Source organism: Arthrobacter sp. U41 (assembly GCF_001750145.1).
In the GTDB taxonomy this organism is placed as follows: Bacteria; Actinomycetota; Actinomycetes; order Actinomycetales; family Micrococcaceae; genus Arthrobacter.
This window is the reverse complement of record NZ_CP015732.1, coordinates 2,566,276-2,582,379: the sequence shown is the minus strand read 5'-3', so window position 1 is coordinate 2,582,379 and position 16,104 is coordinate 2,566,276. Positions and strand designations below refer to the sequence as shown.

The following is a 16,104-nucleotide window of genomic DNA, read 5'->3' as shown; positions in this document are numbered from 1 at the left end:
CGACAATCTTCGATGCACAGTAGGGGCGGCGGGAGTGACGCAGGAAACCCGTCCCGCTAAGCTCCCGCCCCGCTTAGTTCCGCTTCTCCGGAGGTAGCGCGATCTGGATCTTGCGGACCTTGCCGCGGCCCACGATGTAACCGCGTCCCGGGATGAAGTCCGTGCTGATCCGGCCCAGCGACGTGCTGAGCAGGCTGTCGCCCTCGATGTCGCCAGGGTTGAGCAGCAGGCCCCGGCGGCCGGACTTGAACGGCTGCGCGAGGGACCAGGCCGAGGACCAGGTGGACGTCTCGGATTCACCCACCACCCACTGTTCGGCCTTGATCGACGCGGTGACAAGCCGTTCGATCCCGGACTCCGCAGCGGTGTCGGTGAAGTCGGTCAGACCCTCGATGAAGATCGCAAGCTTGCCGGGCGTGCCCGTGGAGTAGTCCACCAGCTCATCGATGGTCTCCTCGACGTTCTCGGCCCCGACCACGGAGCGGTCCCAGAGTTTCAGGGCCGCCGCCGTGGAGCGCCGGGAACCGATGTAAATCAGTTCGACGCCGGGGTTGGAGCGGCGCAGCGCGTAGGCCAGGGTCACCAGGGCCACGGTGCGGCCGGAGCCCGGAGGTCCTGCCAGCAGCAGCGGGCCCTTGGCCAGGATCTCGGCCGGCTGGAGTGTCTCGTCGTCGACGCCGATCACCGGGAGGTCCGGGCTGCCGGCGGGCAGGATATCGAGGTCGATCTGGTCCGGGAGGCGTTCGATCTGCGGGGCGTGTTCCACGCCCTGGCGCAGCATGGCCTCGCTGAGCTTGTGCACCTCGCGGGCCTGCACGGCCAGGTTGGAGTTGCCGCCGAGCACCGCAAGCTGAACCTCGAGGTTGCCCAGCAGGCCGCGGCCCGGGGGCGAGGCCTGGCCCAGGACGTCCTTGGGCACGTCCATGGACAGATAGTCGTCCTCCGAGGAGAGCCGCAGCACCAGCCGGCGCTGGATCGAGGCCAGCAGCGACGCCGGCACCGAGTTGGGCCGGTCCCCGCTGACCACGAGGTGGATGCCCAGCGGGCGGCCGTCCGTGGCGAGCTGCAGGAAGATGTCCCACAGCGCCGAGAGCTTGCTGTATTCGTACGCCTCGCGGAAGGCCGACATGCCGTCCACCAGCACGAAGATCCGCTTTTCTTCCGGCTGGTTCGAGAGTTTGCGGTACTCCACGATGGTCGACGCGCGGACCTCGGAATAGCGGGCGGCCCGGTCGTCGGCAAGGTCCCGGAGCCAGCGCAGCAGCCGGCCGACGCGTTCGACGTCGTCGCCGTTGATGATCTCCCCGACGTGCGGGAGCTCATCGAGCATCTTGAGCCCCGAGGAGCCGCAGTCGATGCCAAAGACGTTGACCGGCCCGCCGCGGGGCGTGACCGCGGCGGCGATGGCGATGCCGCGCAGGGCCGCGGACTTGCCGGAGCCGCCGGTGCCGTAGATGGCCATGTTGCCGTCCCGGTCCGGCTCGTAGAACACGGTGGGCTGGTCCTGGTGCGCCGGGTCGTCCGCCACGCCCAGCAGCAGCCGCTCGTCGGTGCGGGGGTTCGGCAGCCGGGAGAAGTCGTAGCTCGTTGCGAGCTCATCGAGCCAGGGTTTGCGCGGCGGCTCGATGGAGAGCACATCGGCGGCCCTGATGATGTTGGCCGTCATCCTGGCGATGTCGTTGGGACCGGCTGCCTCCTCCTTCACCGGGGTCTCCGGGGCCGGGGCAGCCCAGGCCGGGCCGGAGCCGAAGGCCATCTCGACGATCTCGATCTGCGGGCGCTGGGGCTTCTCCGTGGTCCAGCCGCCGGCGTAGCCGGTCTGGAAGCCCTGGATCCTGCCGGGGCCGGTCTTGGCGGCGCCGCGCCCGGGGATGGAGGGGTCGAAGTAGGCCGCTGTCGGCACGCCAAGGATATCGATCGCGTCGTCCACATCGGCCATCCGCAGTGCCACCCGCAGGTTGGTGTTGGCGCGCAGGCTTTCCTTGATCACCCCGGCCGGGCGCTGCGTGGCCAGGATCAGGTGCAGTCCCAGGGAACGTCCGCGGGCGGCGACGTCCACGACGCCGTCGACGAACTCCGGGACTTCGGTGGCGAGGGCCGCGAACTCGTCCACGATGATGATCAGGTAGGGGGGCGCTTCCGGATCGGCTTCGCGCTGGAGCTCCAGCAGGTCCTTGGCCTTCTTCCGGTTCAGCAGCCGTTCCCGGTGGTGCAGCTCGGCCCGCAGCGAGGTCAGCGCCCGGCGGACGAGGTGCGGGGACAGATCGGTGACCAGGCCCACGGTGTGCGGCAGGTGCAGGCAGTCCGCGAACGCGGCGCCGCCCTTGTAGTCCACAAACAGGAAGCTCACCCGGTCCGGGCTGTAGGCGGCGGCCATGCCCATCACCCAGGACTGCAGGAATTCAGACTTGCCGGCGCCGGTGGTGCCGCCGACGAGGGCGTGCGGGCCCTCGTCCTTCAGGTCGAGGTAGAGCGGTTCGATGCCCTTGGATCCGACCAGGGCCCGCAGCGTGCCGTTGTCCTTGCGGTTGGGCACGGCGGAGGCCCGGACCGAGTTGTTCTCGGTCCAGCGTTCAGCCACGGCCGCCGGGTTGTCCAGGAAGTCCTTGCCGATCAGGGTCGCGTAGGAGACGGCGCGCGGCAGGTCGGATTCGTCCTCCAGCGGCTTGCCGACGTCGATGACCGGTGAGAGCATCCGGGCCAGCTGGGCGGCGAGTCCGGCGTCGAGGCTTTCGCAGCTCACCGGGAAGGTGTGACGGCCCAGCCGGACCTGCCCGGTGGTGGTGCCGTGGTCGCCGTCGACGGCCATGAAGTCCCGGCACGCGGCCGGAAGCTGCTGGACCGAGGTGGCCACCCACATGACGTGCACTCCGGAGTCCGGGCCCCGCTCGAGGACGCGGGTCAGCCGGCCGCGGTCCACCGGGGCGTCATCCTCGACGACCACCAGCACGGTGGGCAGCAGCGGTTCCGGGAGATCCGGGGCGAGCGGGTCGACGCCGGGGCGCAGCGCCGGCCGCTGGCCCTGCGAGGCAGCCTCGCGCTGGTCAATCAGGTCTTCCAGCCGGGAGAGCAGGGCCGAGCCGCCCGCGGGGCCGGCGGCCAGGTGGTCGCCGCCCAGCGGGCTGTGGCCGGAGCCGACGTGCGGAAGCCACTGCAGCCATTCCCAGCGTTCCTTCGACTGCGCCGAGGTGATGGCGGTCAGGACAACTTCCGCCGGTGAGTGCAGCCCGACGAGCTGCAGGACCATCCCGCGGGCCACGTCGTCGACGAGGCCGCGGGAGCCGGCGAGGCCGAAGGAGCCGGCGGAGCGCAACTGCGAGACGATCGGCACACCCTCGATGTCGCGGAACTGCGCCAGGCACTCCTGGATTTCAGCCATGTATCCGGCTTCGGTGTCGTTGCTGTTGGGCTCCTCGAACTGGATCCGCGACGGCGCGGTGCCCAGGCCGAAGCGCAGGCCCAGGAAGCCGGAGTGCTCGGGCCGGTGGGTCCAGAGCAGCGGGCCGAGCTTGTAGATCGAGTCGACCGTGTCGCTGACGGAGGGTGCCTCCTGCAGCCGGACCGAGCGTTCCACGTTCTGCAGCCGGGTGATGTCGGTGCGGAACACGGCCATGGATTCGCGGAACTGTTTGAGCTGTTCCTTGCGCTCACGCTTGGCCTGCAGCTTCTGGTCCACGTAGTGGCCCACGATGAACAGCGGCATCATCAGCATGAACACGACCGAAAGCACGTTCTGGGTGACGGCGAACAGGATGCCGCCCATCATCAGCGGCGCGAGCAGCATGATGTAGGGGAAGGCGTGGTGCTCCTGGCGCTTGGGCCCGGCCGGGAGCATCCGTTTCTGCTGCTCAAAGCGCGGCACCACGCGCGGCGAGCGGTTGAAGTCGATCAGCGGGGAGCTCGGCGCGGAACCGTGCCCGGCGCCGAGGGACACCACGGAAACAGTCGTGTCGCCCAGCGCCACGGTGTCCGAGGAGCTCAGCGTGGCGCGGGTGACCGGCAGCCCGTCCATGAGCAGGCCGTTGGCCGAGTTGGTGTCAACGATCTCGACCGTCTCGCCCACCGTGATCCGGGCATGCCGTTTGGAGGTGAGCGGGTCGGTGAGTCGGATGTCGACGTCGCGGTCCCGGCCGATGTAGCTGGTGCCGGAGGGCAGCGAAAATTCGCGGCCGACGTCGGGCCCGGACAGCACCCGCAGCGTCGCCGCGGCGGGTCCCCGGTTCGCCCCGGGCGTCCCGAACTGCTCGCTCAGCTGCGTCAGGGAGACGATGGAGCCCGGCCGCAGCCCGGATTCGAGCAGGTTGTCCTTGCGGTCCAGGATGCTGCCCTTCATGCCGCCGGCGGCGAAGGCTTCCTCGATGTTGAGGGACAGGTTCGACGGCGGCGGGGTCCCCCGCCGTGCCGGGTCGGCCGCCCAGAGCTGGGTGGCGATGTCCGCCACGGTGGCGAGCCCATCCACCGTGACGGCGAGGTCTTTGGCGTCGGCCGGGTCGCGGCGCAGCGTCAGTCGGATTCTCACGCTTCGTCGACTCCGTTCAGGTTTTCGGTTTGGTGCTTTACAGCGGCGTGCTTGTCGGCGGCGTGCTTGTCGGCGGCGTGCCTGTCCAGCAGGTGCAGGTCAGCGGTGGTCACGAGGTGCGAGGTGACGGCGTGTTCCACGAGCCGTGCGCGGCGGTTGGTGGCGAGTTTGCCGCCGCCGCCGCGCAGGCCGGAGACGCCGACTTTGTCCAGTTTGTCGCACACGTTGTCCAGCTTCCGGTTGAACCGCGTCAGCGCCCAGCCCAGGGTCCTGGCGGCGTCGGCCGAGGAGGGGATAGCGCTGAAGCCGGTCCCGTCGCGGCGCAGCATGGGTTCGGCGAGGGCCACGATCAGGGCTTTCTGCGAGTCGGTGAAGATCACCGGGCCGATCGTGGTGTCCCCGCCGCTGTCCTGACCGCGGGATTCCTGCCGGAACGCCGGGGTCCGGAGGTGCACGGCGAACTCGTAGGTGGTGGGCCCGGCGGTGAAGATGACGTTGGTGTGGCTGAAGACCAGCGGGATGCGGGCCCCCGGCGAGAGCCAGGCCTGCATCCCGCCGGAGGCATCGGCGATGGTCGCGGAGAGCATGCTGCCGACGTTGCTGAGCCACCAGATGCCGTCATAGCGCGCGATCTGCAGGAACTGCCGGTGCAGGTACGGGTTGTCGTCCACCTCGAGGTCGCCTTCGCGGCCGATGCTGAAGATATCCCCGTCCGAGGGCTCGTGCCACTCGCCGCAGAAATCTATTGCCAGATCCCCCATAATCCGTGCCTTCCTGGAAGCCGTTGGTGCTGCTATTTGCTGACGCACGCGATGGAGTCCGGACCCAGCGGTGAGGAGGCCCCGTCGCTGCGGACGATCATCACCTGGATGCAGCTGGGCTCGGCGGGGTTCGCCGCCATTTCTGCCCTCGGCTCTGCGGCGGCCTGGTACTGCCCGCCGCCCTGCAGCGTGTGGACCCGCCACTTGTAGCTGTCCCCCGGTTTGGGCTGCGGGTTGGTCCAGCTGAAGCTGATTTTCCCGGCCGGTCCGGCCGTCCCGGCCAGCCCGGTGACGTCCGGGACGGTGCCGTTGTCCAGGGCGTCCGCGGGAGGCCTGCTGATCTGGTCGGTGGCTTTGGGCGCCGGCTCGGGCCGGGTGGTGCCCGCCACGATGCCGAGGACGACGGCGGTCACCACCACGGTGCCGCCGACGACCGAGAGCAGCAGGTTCCGGCGGCCGTGCCCGGCCGGGTACTCCCCCGCACCGTCCCGGCCGCTTGCCTGATCCGCCGCGCTGGAGCGGTTGACCGTGGCGGCCAGGTCGTCATCGGGGGCTGCGGGGCCGCCGGCAGTGTTGGAGGTGCCGGGCGCGTCGAAACCGGGCAGTGCCGGCCGGCGCTGGATGGTCGCGTTGTTGAAGGTGGTGGCGTTGTCGGCCGTGACGCCGGTGTCCGCGCCGGCAACCCGCGACGGGAAGGTGGGGGCGTTGCCGGTGGCGTCCGGGTCGATTGCGGCAACGCTGCGGACGCGGGTTTCCTCGAAGCCGTCGTCGGAGTGGTTTTCCTCCGCGCGCGGCTCTTCCAGGACCTCGAACGGCGTCACGGAGAGGTTCAGTTCGGCCTGGATCCGCTGCAGGGCCAGGCCGAAGGCATGGGCCGAGGAGTAGCGGGAGGCGGCGGCCTTGGCCATCGCAGTGGAGAGGGCCAGTTCGAGGGATTCCGGCACGTCGGCGCGGCCCAGTTTCGGCACCGGGAGGCTGGTGATGCGTGAGATCAGTTCGCGCTGGGAGTTGTCGGCGCCCGGCAGCACGAACGGGGACCGGCCGGCCAGCAGGGTGTAGAGCGTGGCGCCGAGTGCCCAGACGTCGACCAGGACGCCGTCGATGTGGTGGCCGGTGAACTGTTCGGGCGGGGACCACGGGATGGACATGCCCGCGTCCTCGTCCTGGTCCCCGGCGAGGGTTCCGGAGATGCCGAAGTCGGTCAGGGCCGGCCTGTTGTAGTCCGTGACCAGGATGTTGGCGGGTTTGATGTCACGGTGGGCGATTCCGGCCCGGTGGGCGGTCTCGACGGCGGAGGCCACCTGGATGCCGACGGCGAGGACCTCGTCCACGCTGAAGCGCTGCCGCCGGTAGCGGACGTCGAGGCTGGGGCGGGAGCAGTACTCCATGGCCAGGTAGGAGTGCCCGGAGTCGGTGACCTCGGCTTCGAAGATCGTCACGATATAGGGGTGGGAGGACAGCTGCGCCATCAGGTTCGCTTCGGACTCGAAGCGGCGGCGGGCGCCCTCGGTTTTGAGGTCCGAGAGCAGCACCTTGACGGCCACCTTGCGGCGCGGCCGGTCCTGCTCGTAGAGGTAGACGTCGGAGAAGCCGCCGGAGCCGAGCAGGCTGATGTAGGTGAAGCCCGGAATGAGTGGCGGCGGGGCTACGGGCCGTTTTGAGCTCACGGGATCTCCTCAAAGCGCAGCGAGATGCCGTCGCCGACTTCCGCGATGTCGCCGTCGAGCAGGATGGCCATCTCGCCCCGGGCCAGGCGGCGCGGGGACTGGCCTTCGCGGACCAGCACGGTGCCGTTGGTTGCCTTGAGGTCGCACAGCATCACGTGCCAGCCCTCGAGCCGGACCTCCACGTGCGAGCGGGAGATGTCCCCGCTGGGGCTGGCCACCTGGACCAGCTTGGGCATCACGGCGCCCTGGACACGCGACACCGAGGGCTGGCGTCCCACAATGAGCGACTGGTCCAGGTCGATCAGCCCGCCGGTGGACACGCGCATCCGGCCCAGCCGGGGCCGGCGGACCTGGACGCCGTCGCCGGGCAGCGGCTCTCCGCAGCGGCCGCAGTGCGAGTAGGTGGACGGGTTGGCGTGTCCCTGCGGGCAGACCCGGGCCAGCACCATGGGCCCGGTGGCCGGTTCCGTGCCCGGTCCTGTGGACGGGCGCTGGGCGCTGGCGGGCCGCTGGGCGGACCCCGCCAGATCGCTCTTCATGACCGTCTGGCCGTCGTGGTCGGCATCCGCGTCGGGCTGCGCGTCGGGCTGCGCGTCGGGCTGCGCGGCCGGGACCTGCCGGTCCGGCGCCTGCGGGGCAGCCGGAGGCAGCGGTGCCGCGGGCGGCTGCGGCTGCCCGGAAGACCCGGCCGACGGCGGGCGGCCGCTGCCGGTGCCGGTGCCGGTGCCGGTGAGCCAGGGCACGGAGTCGATCAGTCCGGCGGGGACCGCAGTGCGCGGTGCCGCCGGCGGTTCCGCGGCGGACGCGGATTCGGGGGCGGCGGATTCGAGGGCGGATTCGGGGGCGGCGGATTCGGGGGCGGCGGATTCGGGGGCGGCGGATTCGAGGGCGGCGGATTCGGGGGCGGCGGATTCGAGGGCGGGTTCGGCGTCGGCATCGGGGTCCTCACGGACCGCGGCGTCTTCGATGTTCCGCATCACGGTCTGTTCCCAGAGGTGGTCGTAGCTGCCCGTCGGCTCCTGCTCGGCCGGCTCCGGTGCCGGTTCCTCGTGCAGGGTTCCGTCGAACTCCAGGTCCTCGCCGGGGAACTCCAGCACGGTCTCCGCGGAGGCGCCGTGCTCGCGCAGTTCGGCGGCGATGTCCGCTTCCGCTGCGGCCAGCACTTCGTCCGCCGCCGCGGCGTCCGCGTCGGCGGGAACTTCCGCCGGAAGGGCTGTTGCGGGGAAGGCTGTTTCGGGAAGTGGTGCGGGCACGGCTGTTGCCGCCGTGACAGCCGGGGAGACCACCTCCGGTGCGGCCGCGCCGGCAAAATTGACCCGCAGGCCCCGGAGCAGGACCACACCGTCAGTCAGCGGAAGGTCCAGCCCGGCGCCCGACGCGCCGGTGGCGTCGGCACCGGGGACGGTCAGGCTGAATCCGGCCGCCGCGGCGAAGCGCCGCTCCGTCCAGGTGGTCACGTCGCGGCCGCTCAGTTCCACCGGGCCGGAGGGCAGGTCCACCGTCAGGTCGATCCCGCCGCGCAGGAAGAACTGCACGGCGCTGCGGCTGTCCACGATCGCGAACCACGGCAGCCGGGCCAGCGAACCGCCCGAGGCCGAGGTTACGGCGTCGAGCACTTCGTGCACCTGCGGACTGGTACCGAGCAGTTCCCACACCGATTCAACAAGGCCGGCCGGGCTGTCCGGGCGCAGCAGGACCACGGTTCCGGAGCGCACCACACCGAGCCAGCTGCCGGGCGTGTAGCGCGCCGCAGCGTCGTTGTTACCTGCCATCATTCGGGTCCTTGCCCTCGGCCGGTGCAGCGGCCGGTTCCCCGGAAACCAGTTCGCCGTCGGGGGCGAGGTCGAGGGCATCCGTCCGGGGCAGGGTGTCCTCGTCCTCCGCGGCGGCGGCACTGCGCGGCGTTGTCTGGGCGGAGCCGTCGTCGCTGGCGACATTGGTGGCGTCCAGCACGATGCAGGTGACGTTGTCCCGGCCGCCGCTGCGCAGGGCCGCCTGGATGAGTTCGTCCACGGCCCTCTGAGGGTCCGCCTCGGAGCGCAGGATATTGGAGATCTGGTTATCTTCGAGTTCGCCGTTGAGACCGTCGGAGCAGACCAGGATCCGGTCTCCTTCCTCGATGGGCAGCAGCCAGTAGTCGGCCTCCGTCTCGTCGCCGGTGCCCAGCGCACGGGTGACGACGTGCCGGCGCGGGTGCACGGCGGCCTCCGCGGGGGTGATCTGCCCGGCGTCGACAAGTTCCTGGACCTCGGAGTGGTCGACGCTGACCTGCTTGAGCTTGCCCTGGCTCAGCCGGTAGGTCCGGGAGTCGCCGATATTGAGGACCAGCCAGTACGGGACGCCCATCTGCTCCACCACCACAACGCCGGAAAGTGTGGTCCCGGCACGGGAGCCGGTGGCCTCTCGGATGCTCTCGTCGGCCAGCAGCAGGTACTCCTGCACGACGCCGGCGGTGGCGTCACGCTCCCCGCTCGCCAGCTGCGGGATCCGGGCGAGCGTGCGCACGCAAATGCCGCTGGCGATCTCGCCGGCCTCATGCCCGCCCATGCCGTCCGCGACTGCGAAGACGGGGTCGGAGGCGATGAAGGAATCCTCGTTCATTTCGCGGCGCAGGCCGCGGTCGGTGCCGTAGCCGCAGTTGAGCCGCAGGCTGGAGGCACCGCCCGGGGAAGTGTCGGAACCGGGTGAGGGCGGAACGGCGGCCGGCTGGGGATTCATGCCTGTCCTAGGTAGAAGGAGCGGTCACCGAAGTGCACGGTGGAGCCTGGGCGGACGTGGGTGGGCTCCCCCGCCGCGAGGGCGGTGCGGATGGCGTCGGGGGTGGTGACGGCGCTGCCGTTGGTGGAGTTGCGGTCCGTCACCCAGACTCCCCCGTTTCCGGCAAGGAGATGGAGGTGGGTCTTGGAAATGGAACGGCCGGGATCGGCAACCGGGATGAGCTGGACGGAGTCCTCGCCGGGGTGCCCGGCGGGGTTCCTGCCGATCAGCACGGAGCGGTCCAGTTCGACGTCGCGGCCGTCGTCCAGCCGGATCCGGAGCATGGCCACGGTGACCGGGGCATGTGTGTCGCCGCGGACCTGGGTGCGGTCGTGGTCGTCGTCCGGGTGGTTCTCCGGCGGGAAGGTTATGCTCTGCACCGACGGCGCGAATGACGCCGTTTTGGCCACCGGCGGCAGGCCGGTTGGCTGCTGCACCCCTGCCGGCAGCTCCGCGGCGGGCCGGGGCACCATCGCCGGCTCCTGCACGGCGGCAGGGGCGGGCCGCAGCACCCCGGGCGGCTGCCACTGGTTGGGGTTGGGCACGGCAGTTGACGATGCGGCGGCCGGGGCGCCTGCCAGCGGTGAGGCGACCTGCCGGACCGGGGGGAGGTCCATCGGCGCGAAGCTGTAGGGGCCCCGGATGCCGCCGGTCGTGATCGGATTGCGCCCGGCCTTGACATCGAAGACGAGGGTTTTGGCGGCGGTGTCGTGCCAGCCCCGGAGTTGGCCGTTGCGGTCCCAGGTGCTGGAGAGCACCACGAGGACGGCCCAGGCCGCGCCGAGGAACTGGAGCGGCCCGAGCACCAGCAGGGCGACGCCGAACCACTGGAAGACCACAACTGCGGCGGCGGCGACCACGGCCAGCAGCACTCCGGCGCCGGTGATGAGGCCGCGGAGGAACACCGCGCCACCGCCCGGGGCGTAACCGTCGGCATCCGTGCTGCGCAGGCCCATCAGGCGGTTGCCGAGGGTGACACCGGACCGGGCCTCGAGCGAGGCGAGGACCACCGCGTAGATTACGGTCAGGCCCGCGCCGATGCCGCCGAAGAGCAGCAGGGACGAGGTGCCGTACACGATGAAGCCCCCGCTCTGGGTGCGGGTGATGCCGGCGAACCCGACCGCCAGCAGGACCGTCAGGATGGTCACCGGCGGCAGCCAGTCCAGCACTGCGGCCCCCAGCCGTTTTCCGGCAGCAGCGGGAACCAGTTCAAGCTTGTTCGGCATGGCAGGACCTCCCCCTTGTCCGCGGCCCGAACCCGGGCCCTGCGTTACGGGGATACTACCGGGGATCAGGCCGGCCTGCGGATCCTCCCGCAGGTTGCGGGTGTTCCGCGCGGACCGGTTGCTCAGCGGCGTGCCGCAGGAGGTACAGAAGGCGGCCCCCGGGCGGAGCGGCTGCTGGCAGCGCGGGCAGTGCTCGGCGTCGTCGGTCATGGCTCGTTGCGGTTCTTCCTGGCGGTCTGGCTGGTGTCGGCTGCGGCATCGGCAGCAGCAACAAAGTCCTCTGCTGCCGGGCCGGACTCCACTGTACCTGCGGGTTGGCCCGTAACGGCGGGCACGGCGCGCTTCCTGCCGGACAGCCCTGGCGTGAGGCTCCGCAGTTTCAGCGCGGCCCGGCCGTCGGCCAGCAGCGAGCGCGGCGAGAACCGGGCGCGCTGGCGTCCCCAGTACCCGAGCGTCCCGGTCATCTCCTTGAGCGAGCCGTCCACGGTCTCCCAGTACTGCCGGACCTCGTCCTCGCTCGGCTGGCCGGCACCGAAGATCGCGGCGTCGGCACGGTGGGCCAGCAGTGTTGTGGTTCCCCGGCTGGCCGGGAAGGCGTCGGCGAGCACGACGGCGGATTCGCGCCGGGTGGCGCGCTGGTCCACGCCGGCGCCGAGGTCGGTCGCGAGGCTGACGACTTCGTTCCAGCCGCCGCCGACGCGCTGCGCCGGGTGGCCGTCGTTGAAGCGTGCCTTGCGGCGCCGGGACTTGAGCAGTGCGATCAGCAGCAGCGGCAGCGCCAGGATCCCGATCGGGACGAGCGCGAGGCCGACCGCCGCGAGGAGGGGGCCCCAGAACAGCCAGGGGTTGTTCTTCTTCTCGTCGGCGTCCAGCGCATCCGGTGAGGAGTCCGGCGGGAGGTCCGCGGGCTCCTGCGGCGGCGGCGGGGGCTGCAGCACCTGCGGCTTGGGTTTGGACTTGTTCTCCGGATCCGGCGGGATCGGCACATTGTCCTTCGGCGGGGTGGGGTCGAAGGACACCCAGCCCACCCGGTCGAAGGCGACTTCGACCCAGGCATGGACGTCCTTGCCGGTGATTATCACTTCGCCGGCGCCGTTTTCCGGGCTCTTGGGGTCCGGGTAGAACCCCATCACCACCCGGGAGGGGATGCCAAGGTGCCGCAGCATCAGTGCCATCGAGACGGCGTACTGTTCGTCGTCGCCGAGCATCTGCTTGGCGGTGAGCAGGCTGCGGATGCGGTTGGCGCCGTGGCCGGAAACGCTGGGCAACTGGCCGTCGGCGATCAGGCCGTTGCTGAAGGCGCCCTTCTTCTGGAAGTGCGCCTCGATCTGGCGCACCCGGTCAATGGCGGTGGGGGCGTCCGCGGCGAGGTCGTTGGCCTGGGAGCCGACGACGGGCGGCACCTCGGCGGGGGCCGGCAGGGACATCCGGGCAAAGTCGTATTGCGTCAGCTGCCCGTGTTCCAGGGTGGCGGGGTCGGCGACCTGGACCCGGTAGGCGTCGCCCTTGGCCAGCCCCCGGGTGGTCACGGCCGTGTCCGTGCCGGCGTTGAAGTACAGGCCGGACGCGGCCCCGGAGCCGTCACGGGCGAAACTGATCCCGGTGGTTTTGCTGCCGCCGGGCAGGAAGTAGCCCTGGTAGTCCTCGATGGTGATGTCCAGGGCGTAGTTGGTGGTCGGCACGATCCCGGTGGAGTCCGCGAGGGTGTTGATGGATTTGGCGTCCCCCACTTTGCTGAAGCTGCCGGAGCCGTTCGGGTCCATGTTGTAGTTGGTGCCGTTGAACGAATCGAGCGCGGCGAGCCGCACCCGGGCGTCCCTGGGCAGTCCTTTGACGACGAAGAGGTTGTCGTCCTTTTTGTCCTTGACGAAGTTGCGGAAGCTCGCCAGCGGTGTGACGTAGTCCTTCGGATCGAACGGCGGGACGATCGTGTTGCGCAGGACGCGCCGGTCGTCACTGGCGGTGACCAGCGGGGATGCGACGGCGGTGATCCCGACGGCGACGGCGATCACCGCAGCGGCGGTGCCCAGCCGGCGCAGTCCGGCGGCGCGGGCTGCGGCCTCGTCCGTTTCCGGCCGGTTGACGGAGACCTTGCGGGTGTCGCTGCGGCGGAGCGCGTCCCGGCGGAAGGTGGCCCAGGCGATCGCGACCACCGTGAGCGAGATGCCGCGTTCGACCGTGAGGAAACCTGAGCTCGTGCTGAAGGCGATGCCGGTGACGAACAGCACCAGCACCGGCAGCAGCGGCCAGTACGGGCTTTTCAGCCGCCAGATCAGCAGCCCGGCCGCCAGCGCGGTGAGGAGCGAGCTGAGGAACGGCACGATCAGGGTGCCGCCGGCGGTGCCGACCGGCACACCGACGGTGAGCATGTCCTTCCAGGCGAACACGACGCCGAGCAGCAGGGTGCGCAGCGAGTCCAGCGTGGGCAGGACGCCGGCGATGGAGGCCTCCGGGACCGCGAGGGCGGTGCCGAAGACGAGGTAGACGCCCAGGGTCAGGGCGGCGGTGATCAGCAGGCCCAGGCGGAAGTGCACGTTGGCCGCGGCCAGGGCCAGGCCCAGCAGGACGCCGCCGAAGCCGGCGACCAGGTAGTACGGGTCCCCGCCGAAGCTGAGGCTGAAACCGAGCACACCGAGGCCGAGCAGGACGGTGAGGGCACCGGCGTCGAGCGCGACATGCCAGGGCGGGGTGGCGCCGATCAGGGCCGAACGCCCCGCTGGCTGGTTGTTGCGGGGCCGCATGGGGGTTGCGGTGCTCATGCTGCCGCCTTCCTCAGCACGATGGCCAGGTCAGAGAGGTCGCCGAGGGTCAGCACGGTCAGGTCCCCGATATTCGCCCGGGCCGGCGCGGCGCCGGATTGGAGCCGGACGGCGAGGCTGCGGACGCCCAGCGGCACGGCGGCCGAAGCGGAGCGAAGCTGGGTGGGGGTGACGTTGCTGCCGACGATCAGGAACACCACGGAGGCGTTGGGAACGGTGTCCGCCAGGCTTCGGGCGAGGTCGACGGCGGTCCGGCGCTGGGGGGCGCCGACGATCCGGGTCATGTCATCGAGCATGTTGCGGCCGGTTTCGCAGCGCAGCGGGCCTTTTTGGGTGAGCACGTCGAGGTCGCGCTGTTCGCGGATGGCCTGCCGTCCGATCGAGGCGGCGGCGGAGATGGCCAGCTCGAACTCCTCCTCGGAGGCGTATTCGTCCGTGTTGATCGAGAGCGAGATGGCGAGGTGTGCCCGGCGGGTTTCCTCGAACTGGCGGACCATGAGCTTGTTGGTGCGGGCCGTGGTCTTCCAGTGGATGTGCCGCCGGTCGTCTCCCGGCACGTAGTCTCGCAGCGCGTGGAAGGACACGTCGGCGCTGGAGAGGTCGGTGGTGGGCATGCCCTCGAGGTCGCGGATGAATCCGGCGGCCGAACCGGCCAGGGCCGTGGTTTTCGGGTGCACGAACAGGTCCTCGGGTTCGGTCCAGAGCACCTGGCGGCGCAGCAGGTGCAGCGGGTCGGCGCGGACGGAGCGGACCGGGCCCACCACAATGACGGCGCGGCGCGCCGTGGGGATGGTGAACAGGTCCTCGTGGACCTGCTGCGGTTTCATCCGGGGCAGGTGGAACACGGCGGTGGCGGCTCCGACCGGCAGTTCCAGGTCCGCGGGCAGCAGCGGGCGGGCCGAGGTGTTAGAGACGGCAATGCTTCCGACGGCGCTGTCCCCCACCGCCACCCGGGTGCGGGCCAGGTCCAGCACAACACCGTAGGAGGAGCGGCCCAGGATAAAGCCGACGGCGAGCACGAACAGCACGAACGCGGCGATCGCGGCGGCCTTGGCTTCCTGCCAGCCGAACGCCTGTCCGAAGGTCCACAGCAGGACCGACGCGGCGAGGATGAACCAGCCCAGGGCGCTGACTACCGAGAGGACAGGCCACGCGTAGCGCAGCCAGAGCCCGCGCACGGCGCGCCAGGCCGGTGCCACGGCCAGCCGGGCCGTGCCGCCGGCTTCGGCCCAGAGGGAGCCCGGATGCAGGCGCGTGGGCCGGCCGTCCCGGTGGAAGGGCCGTTGCAGGCGTTCAGCAAGCCGGGTCAGCGGAGTGCTGGAGGACATATGGGTGCCTTTGTTTGTGCCGGGCTCATGGGTGCCGGGGGTGCTGCCGGGAGATGCGCGTGATGCCGTGCTGCTGGCCGGTGGTGCTAGCCGGCGCTCCTAAACAACGGAGGCGCGCTGCTGCGGCGCGGCGACCTCGGCGAGGACGCGCTTGAGCACGGCCTCGGCGGTCGCACCGGAGAATTCGGCTTCCGGGTCCATCACGAAGCGGTGGGTCCAGACGACAGCGGCAAGGTCCTTGATGTCGTCCGGCAGCACGAAGTTGCGTCCCTGGCTGGCGGCCCAGACCTTGGCCGCGCGGACCATGGCGAGGGCGCCGCGGACGGAGACGCCGAGGCGGGTCTCCGGAGCGTTGCGGGTCTCCTTGCAGAGCCGGGAGATGTATTCCAGCACGGCGGTGTCCACGTGGGTGGTGGCGGCCAGGTCGGCCATGTCCGCGATCGCCTGGGTGGTGATGACGGGGGTGATGTCCCTGGAGCGGTCCTTGAGGTTGGCGCCGCCGAGCAGCTGCACGGTGGAGGCGTGGTCCGGGTAGCCGATGGAGGTCTTCATCAGGAAGCGGTCCAGCTGGGCCTCGGGCAGCCGGTAGGTGCCGGCCTGCTCGATCGGGTTCTGGGTGGCCATCACCATGAACGGGCGGCCTGCCTCATAGGTGGTTCCATCGACGGTAACGCGGGATTCCTCCATGACTTCCAGCAGCGCCGACTGGGTCTTGGGCGAGGCGCGGTTGATTTCGTCGGCCAGGACGATGTTGTTGAAGATCGGTCCCTTATGGAACTCGAACTTCTGCGTCTTCTGGTCGTAGATGGTCACGCCGGTGACGTCCGAGGGCAGCAGGTCCGGGGTGAACTGGATCCGGTTGTTGGAGCCCTGGACGGTGGCCGCGAGGGCCCGGGCCAGCGAGGTTTTGCCGGTGCCCGGGGCGTCCTCGAAGAGGACATGCCCCTCGGCGAGCATCGCGGTGAAGGTCAGGCGGATGACGTGGGCCTTGCCCAGCACGGCCTGGCCGACGTTGGCGACGAGCTTCTCGAAGGTGCCGGAAAACCATTCGGCCTGTTCGGTGGTCATGGTCATGGGTGGATCCTCT

The 16,104-nt window shown here is 70.5% G+C and carries 8 protein-coding genes and 1 pseudogene; all 9 read right to left on the bottom strand.

Annotated elements, in window-relative coordinates; translation table 11 throughout:
* Positions 1–73: 73 nt before the first annotated feature.
* The 9 genes and pseudogenes from ASPU41_RS11715 to ASPU41_RS11675 all read right to left on the bottom strand — a co-directional run bounded on the left by ASPU41_RS11715 (position 74) and on the right by ASPU41_RS11675 (position 16,091).
* On the bottom strand, positions 74–4,519 hold the full coding sequence (locus ASPU41_RS11715; RefSeq protein ID WP_069951063.1) for an FtsK/SpoIIIE domain-containing protein: 4,446 nt from the start codon (positions 4,517–4,519) through the stop codon (positions 74–76).
* Positions 4,520–4,599: 80 nt separating this feature from the next.
* Positions 4,600–5,280, bottom strand: a pseudogene (locus ASPU41_RS11710) (hypothetical protein); the annotation flags it as partial.
* Between the two features lie 32 nt (positions 5,281–5,312).
* Entirely contained in the window at positions 5,313–6,947 is a 1,635-nt protein-coding gene (locus ASPU41_RS11705; RefSeq protein WP_069951062.1) for a serine/threonine-protein kinase, read from the bottom strand.
* Positions 6,944–8,722, bottom strand: coding sequence for an FHA domain-containing protein (locus ASPU41_RS23045; RefSeq protein WP_069951061.1), 1,779 nt, complete (start codon positions 8,720–8,722; stop codon positions 6,944–6,946). Before ASPU41_RS23045 ends, ASPU41_RS11705 begins: the two co-directional genes overlap by 4 nt.
* Positions 8,709–9,665, bottom strand: coding sequence for a PP2C family protein-serine/threonine phosphatase (locus ASPU41_RS11695; protein ID WP_069951060.1), 957 nt, complete (start codon positions 9,663–9,665; stop codon positions 8,709–8,711). The genes ASPU41_RS23045 and ASPU41_RS11695 overlap by 14 nt, the downstream gene beginning before the upstream one ends.
* Positions 9,662–11,140: an RDD family protein gene (locus ASPU41_RS11690; RefSeq protein WP_069951059.1), complete on the bottom strand. Its 1,479-nt coding sequence runs from the start codon at positions 11,138–11,140 to the stop codon at positions 9,662–9,664. Before ASPU41_RS11690 ends, ASPU41_RS11695 begins: the two co-directional genes overlap by 4 nt.
* Positions 11,137–13,689 carry a transglutaminase-like domain-containing protein gene (locus ASPU41_RS11685; protein ID WP_083266481.1) on the bottom strand — a complete coding sequence of 851 codons (2,553 nt, stop codon included), beginning with the start codon at positions 13,687–13,689 and terminating at the stop codon, positions 11,137–11,139. The genes ASPU41_RS11690 and ASPU41_RS11685 overlap by 4 nt, the downstream gene beginning before the upstream one ends.
* Positions 13,686–15,017, bottom strand: coding sequence for a DUF58 domain-containing protein (locus tag ASPU41_RS11680; protein ID WP_069951058.1), 1,332 nt, complete (start codon positions 15,015–15,017; stop codon positions 13,686–13,688). Before ASPU41_RS11680 ends, ASPU41_RS11685 begins: the two co-directional genes overlap by 4 nt.
* Before the next feature lie 99 nt (positions 15,018–15,116).
* Positions 15,117–16,091, bottom strand: coding sequence for an AAA family ATPase (locus ASPU41_RS11675; RefSeq protein ID WP_069951057.1), 975 nt, complete (start codon positions 16,089–16,091; stop codon positions 15,117–15,119).
* Positions 16,092–16,104: the final 13 nt, after the last annotated feature.

Coding starts and splice junctions, on each gene's coding strand:
- ASPU41_RS23045 (WP_069951061.1), bottom strand. CDS start 8,722: ATGATGGCAGGTAACAACGACGCTGCGGCGCGCTACACGCCCGGCAGC.
- ASPU41_RS11680 (WP_069951058.1), bottom strand. CDS start 15,017: ATGTCCTCCAGCACTCCGCTGACCCGGCTTGCTGAACGCCTGCAACGG.
- ASPU41_RS11695 (WP_069951060.1), bottom strand. CDS start 9,665: ATGAATCCCCAGCCGGCCGCCGTTCCGCCCTCACCCGGTTCCGACACT.
- ASPU41_RS11690 (WP_069951059.1), bottom strand. CDS start 11,140: ATGACCGACGACGCCGAGCACTGCCCGCGCTGCCAGCAGCCGCTCCGC.
- ASPU41_RS11675 (WP_069951057.1), bottom strand. CDS start 16,091: ATGACCATGACCACCGAACAGGCCGAATGGTTTTCCGGCACCTTCGAG.
- ASPU41_RS11685 (WP_083266481.1), bottom strand. CDS start 13,689: ATGAGCACCGCAACCCCCATGCGGCCCCGCAACAACCAGCCAGCGGGG.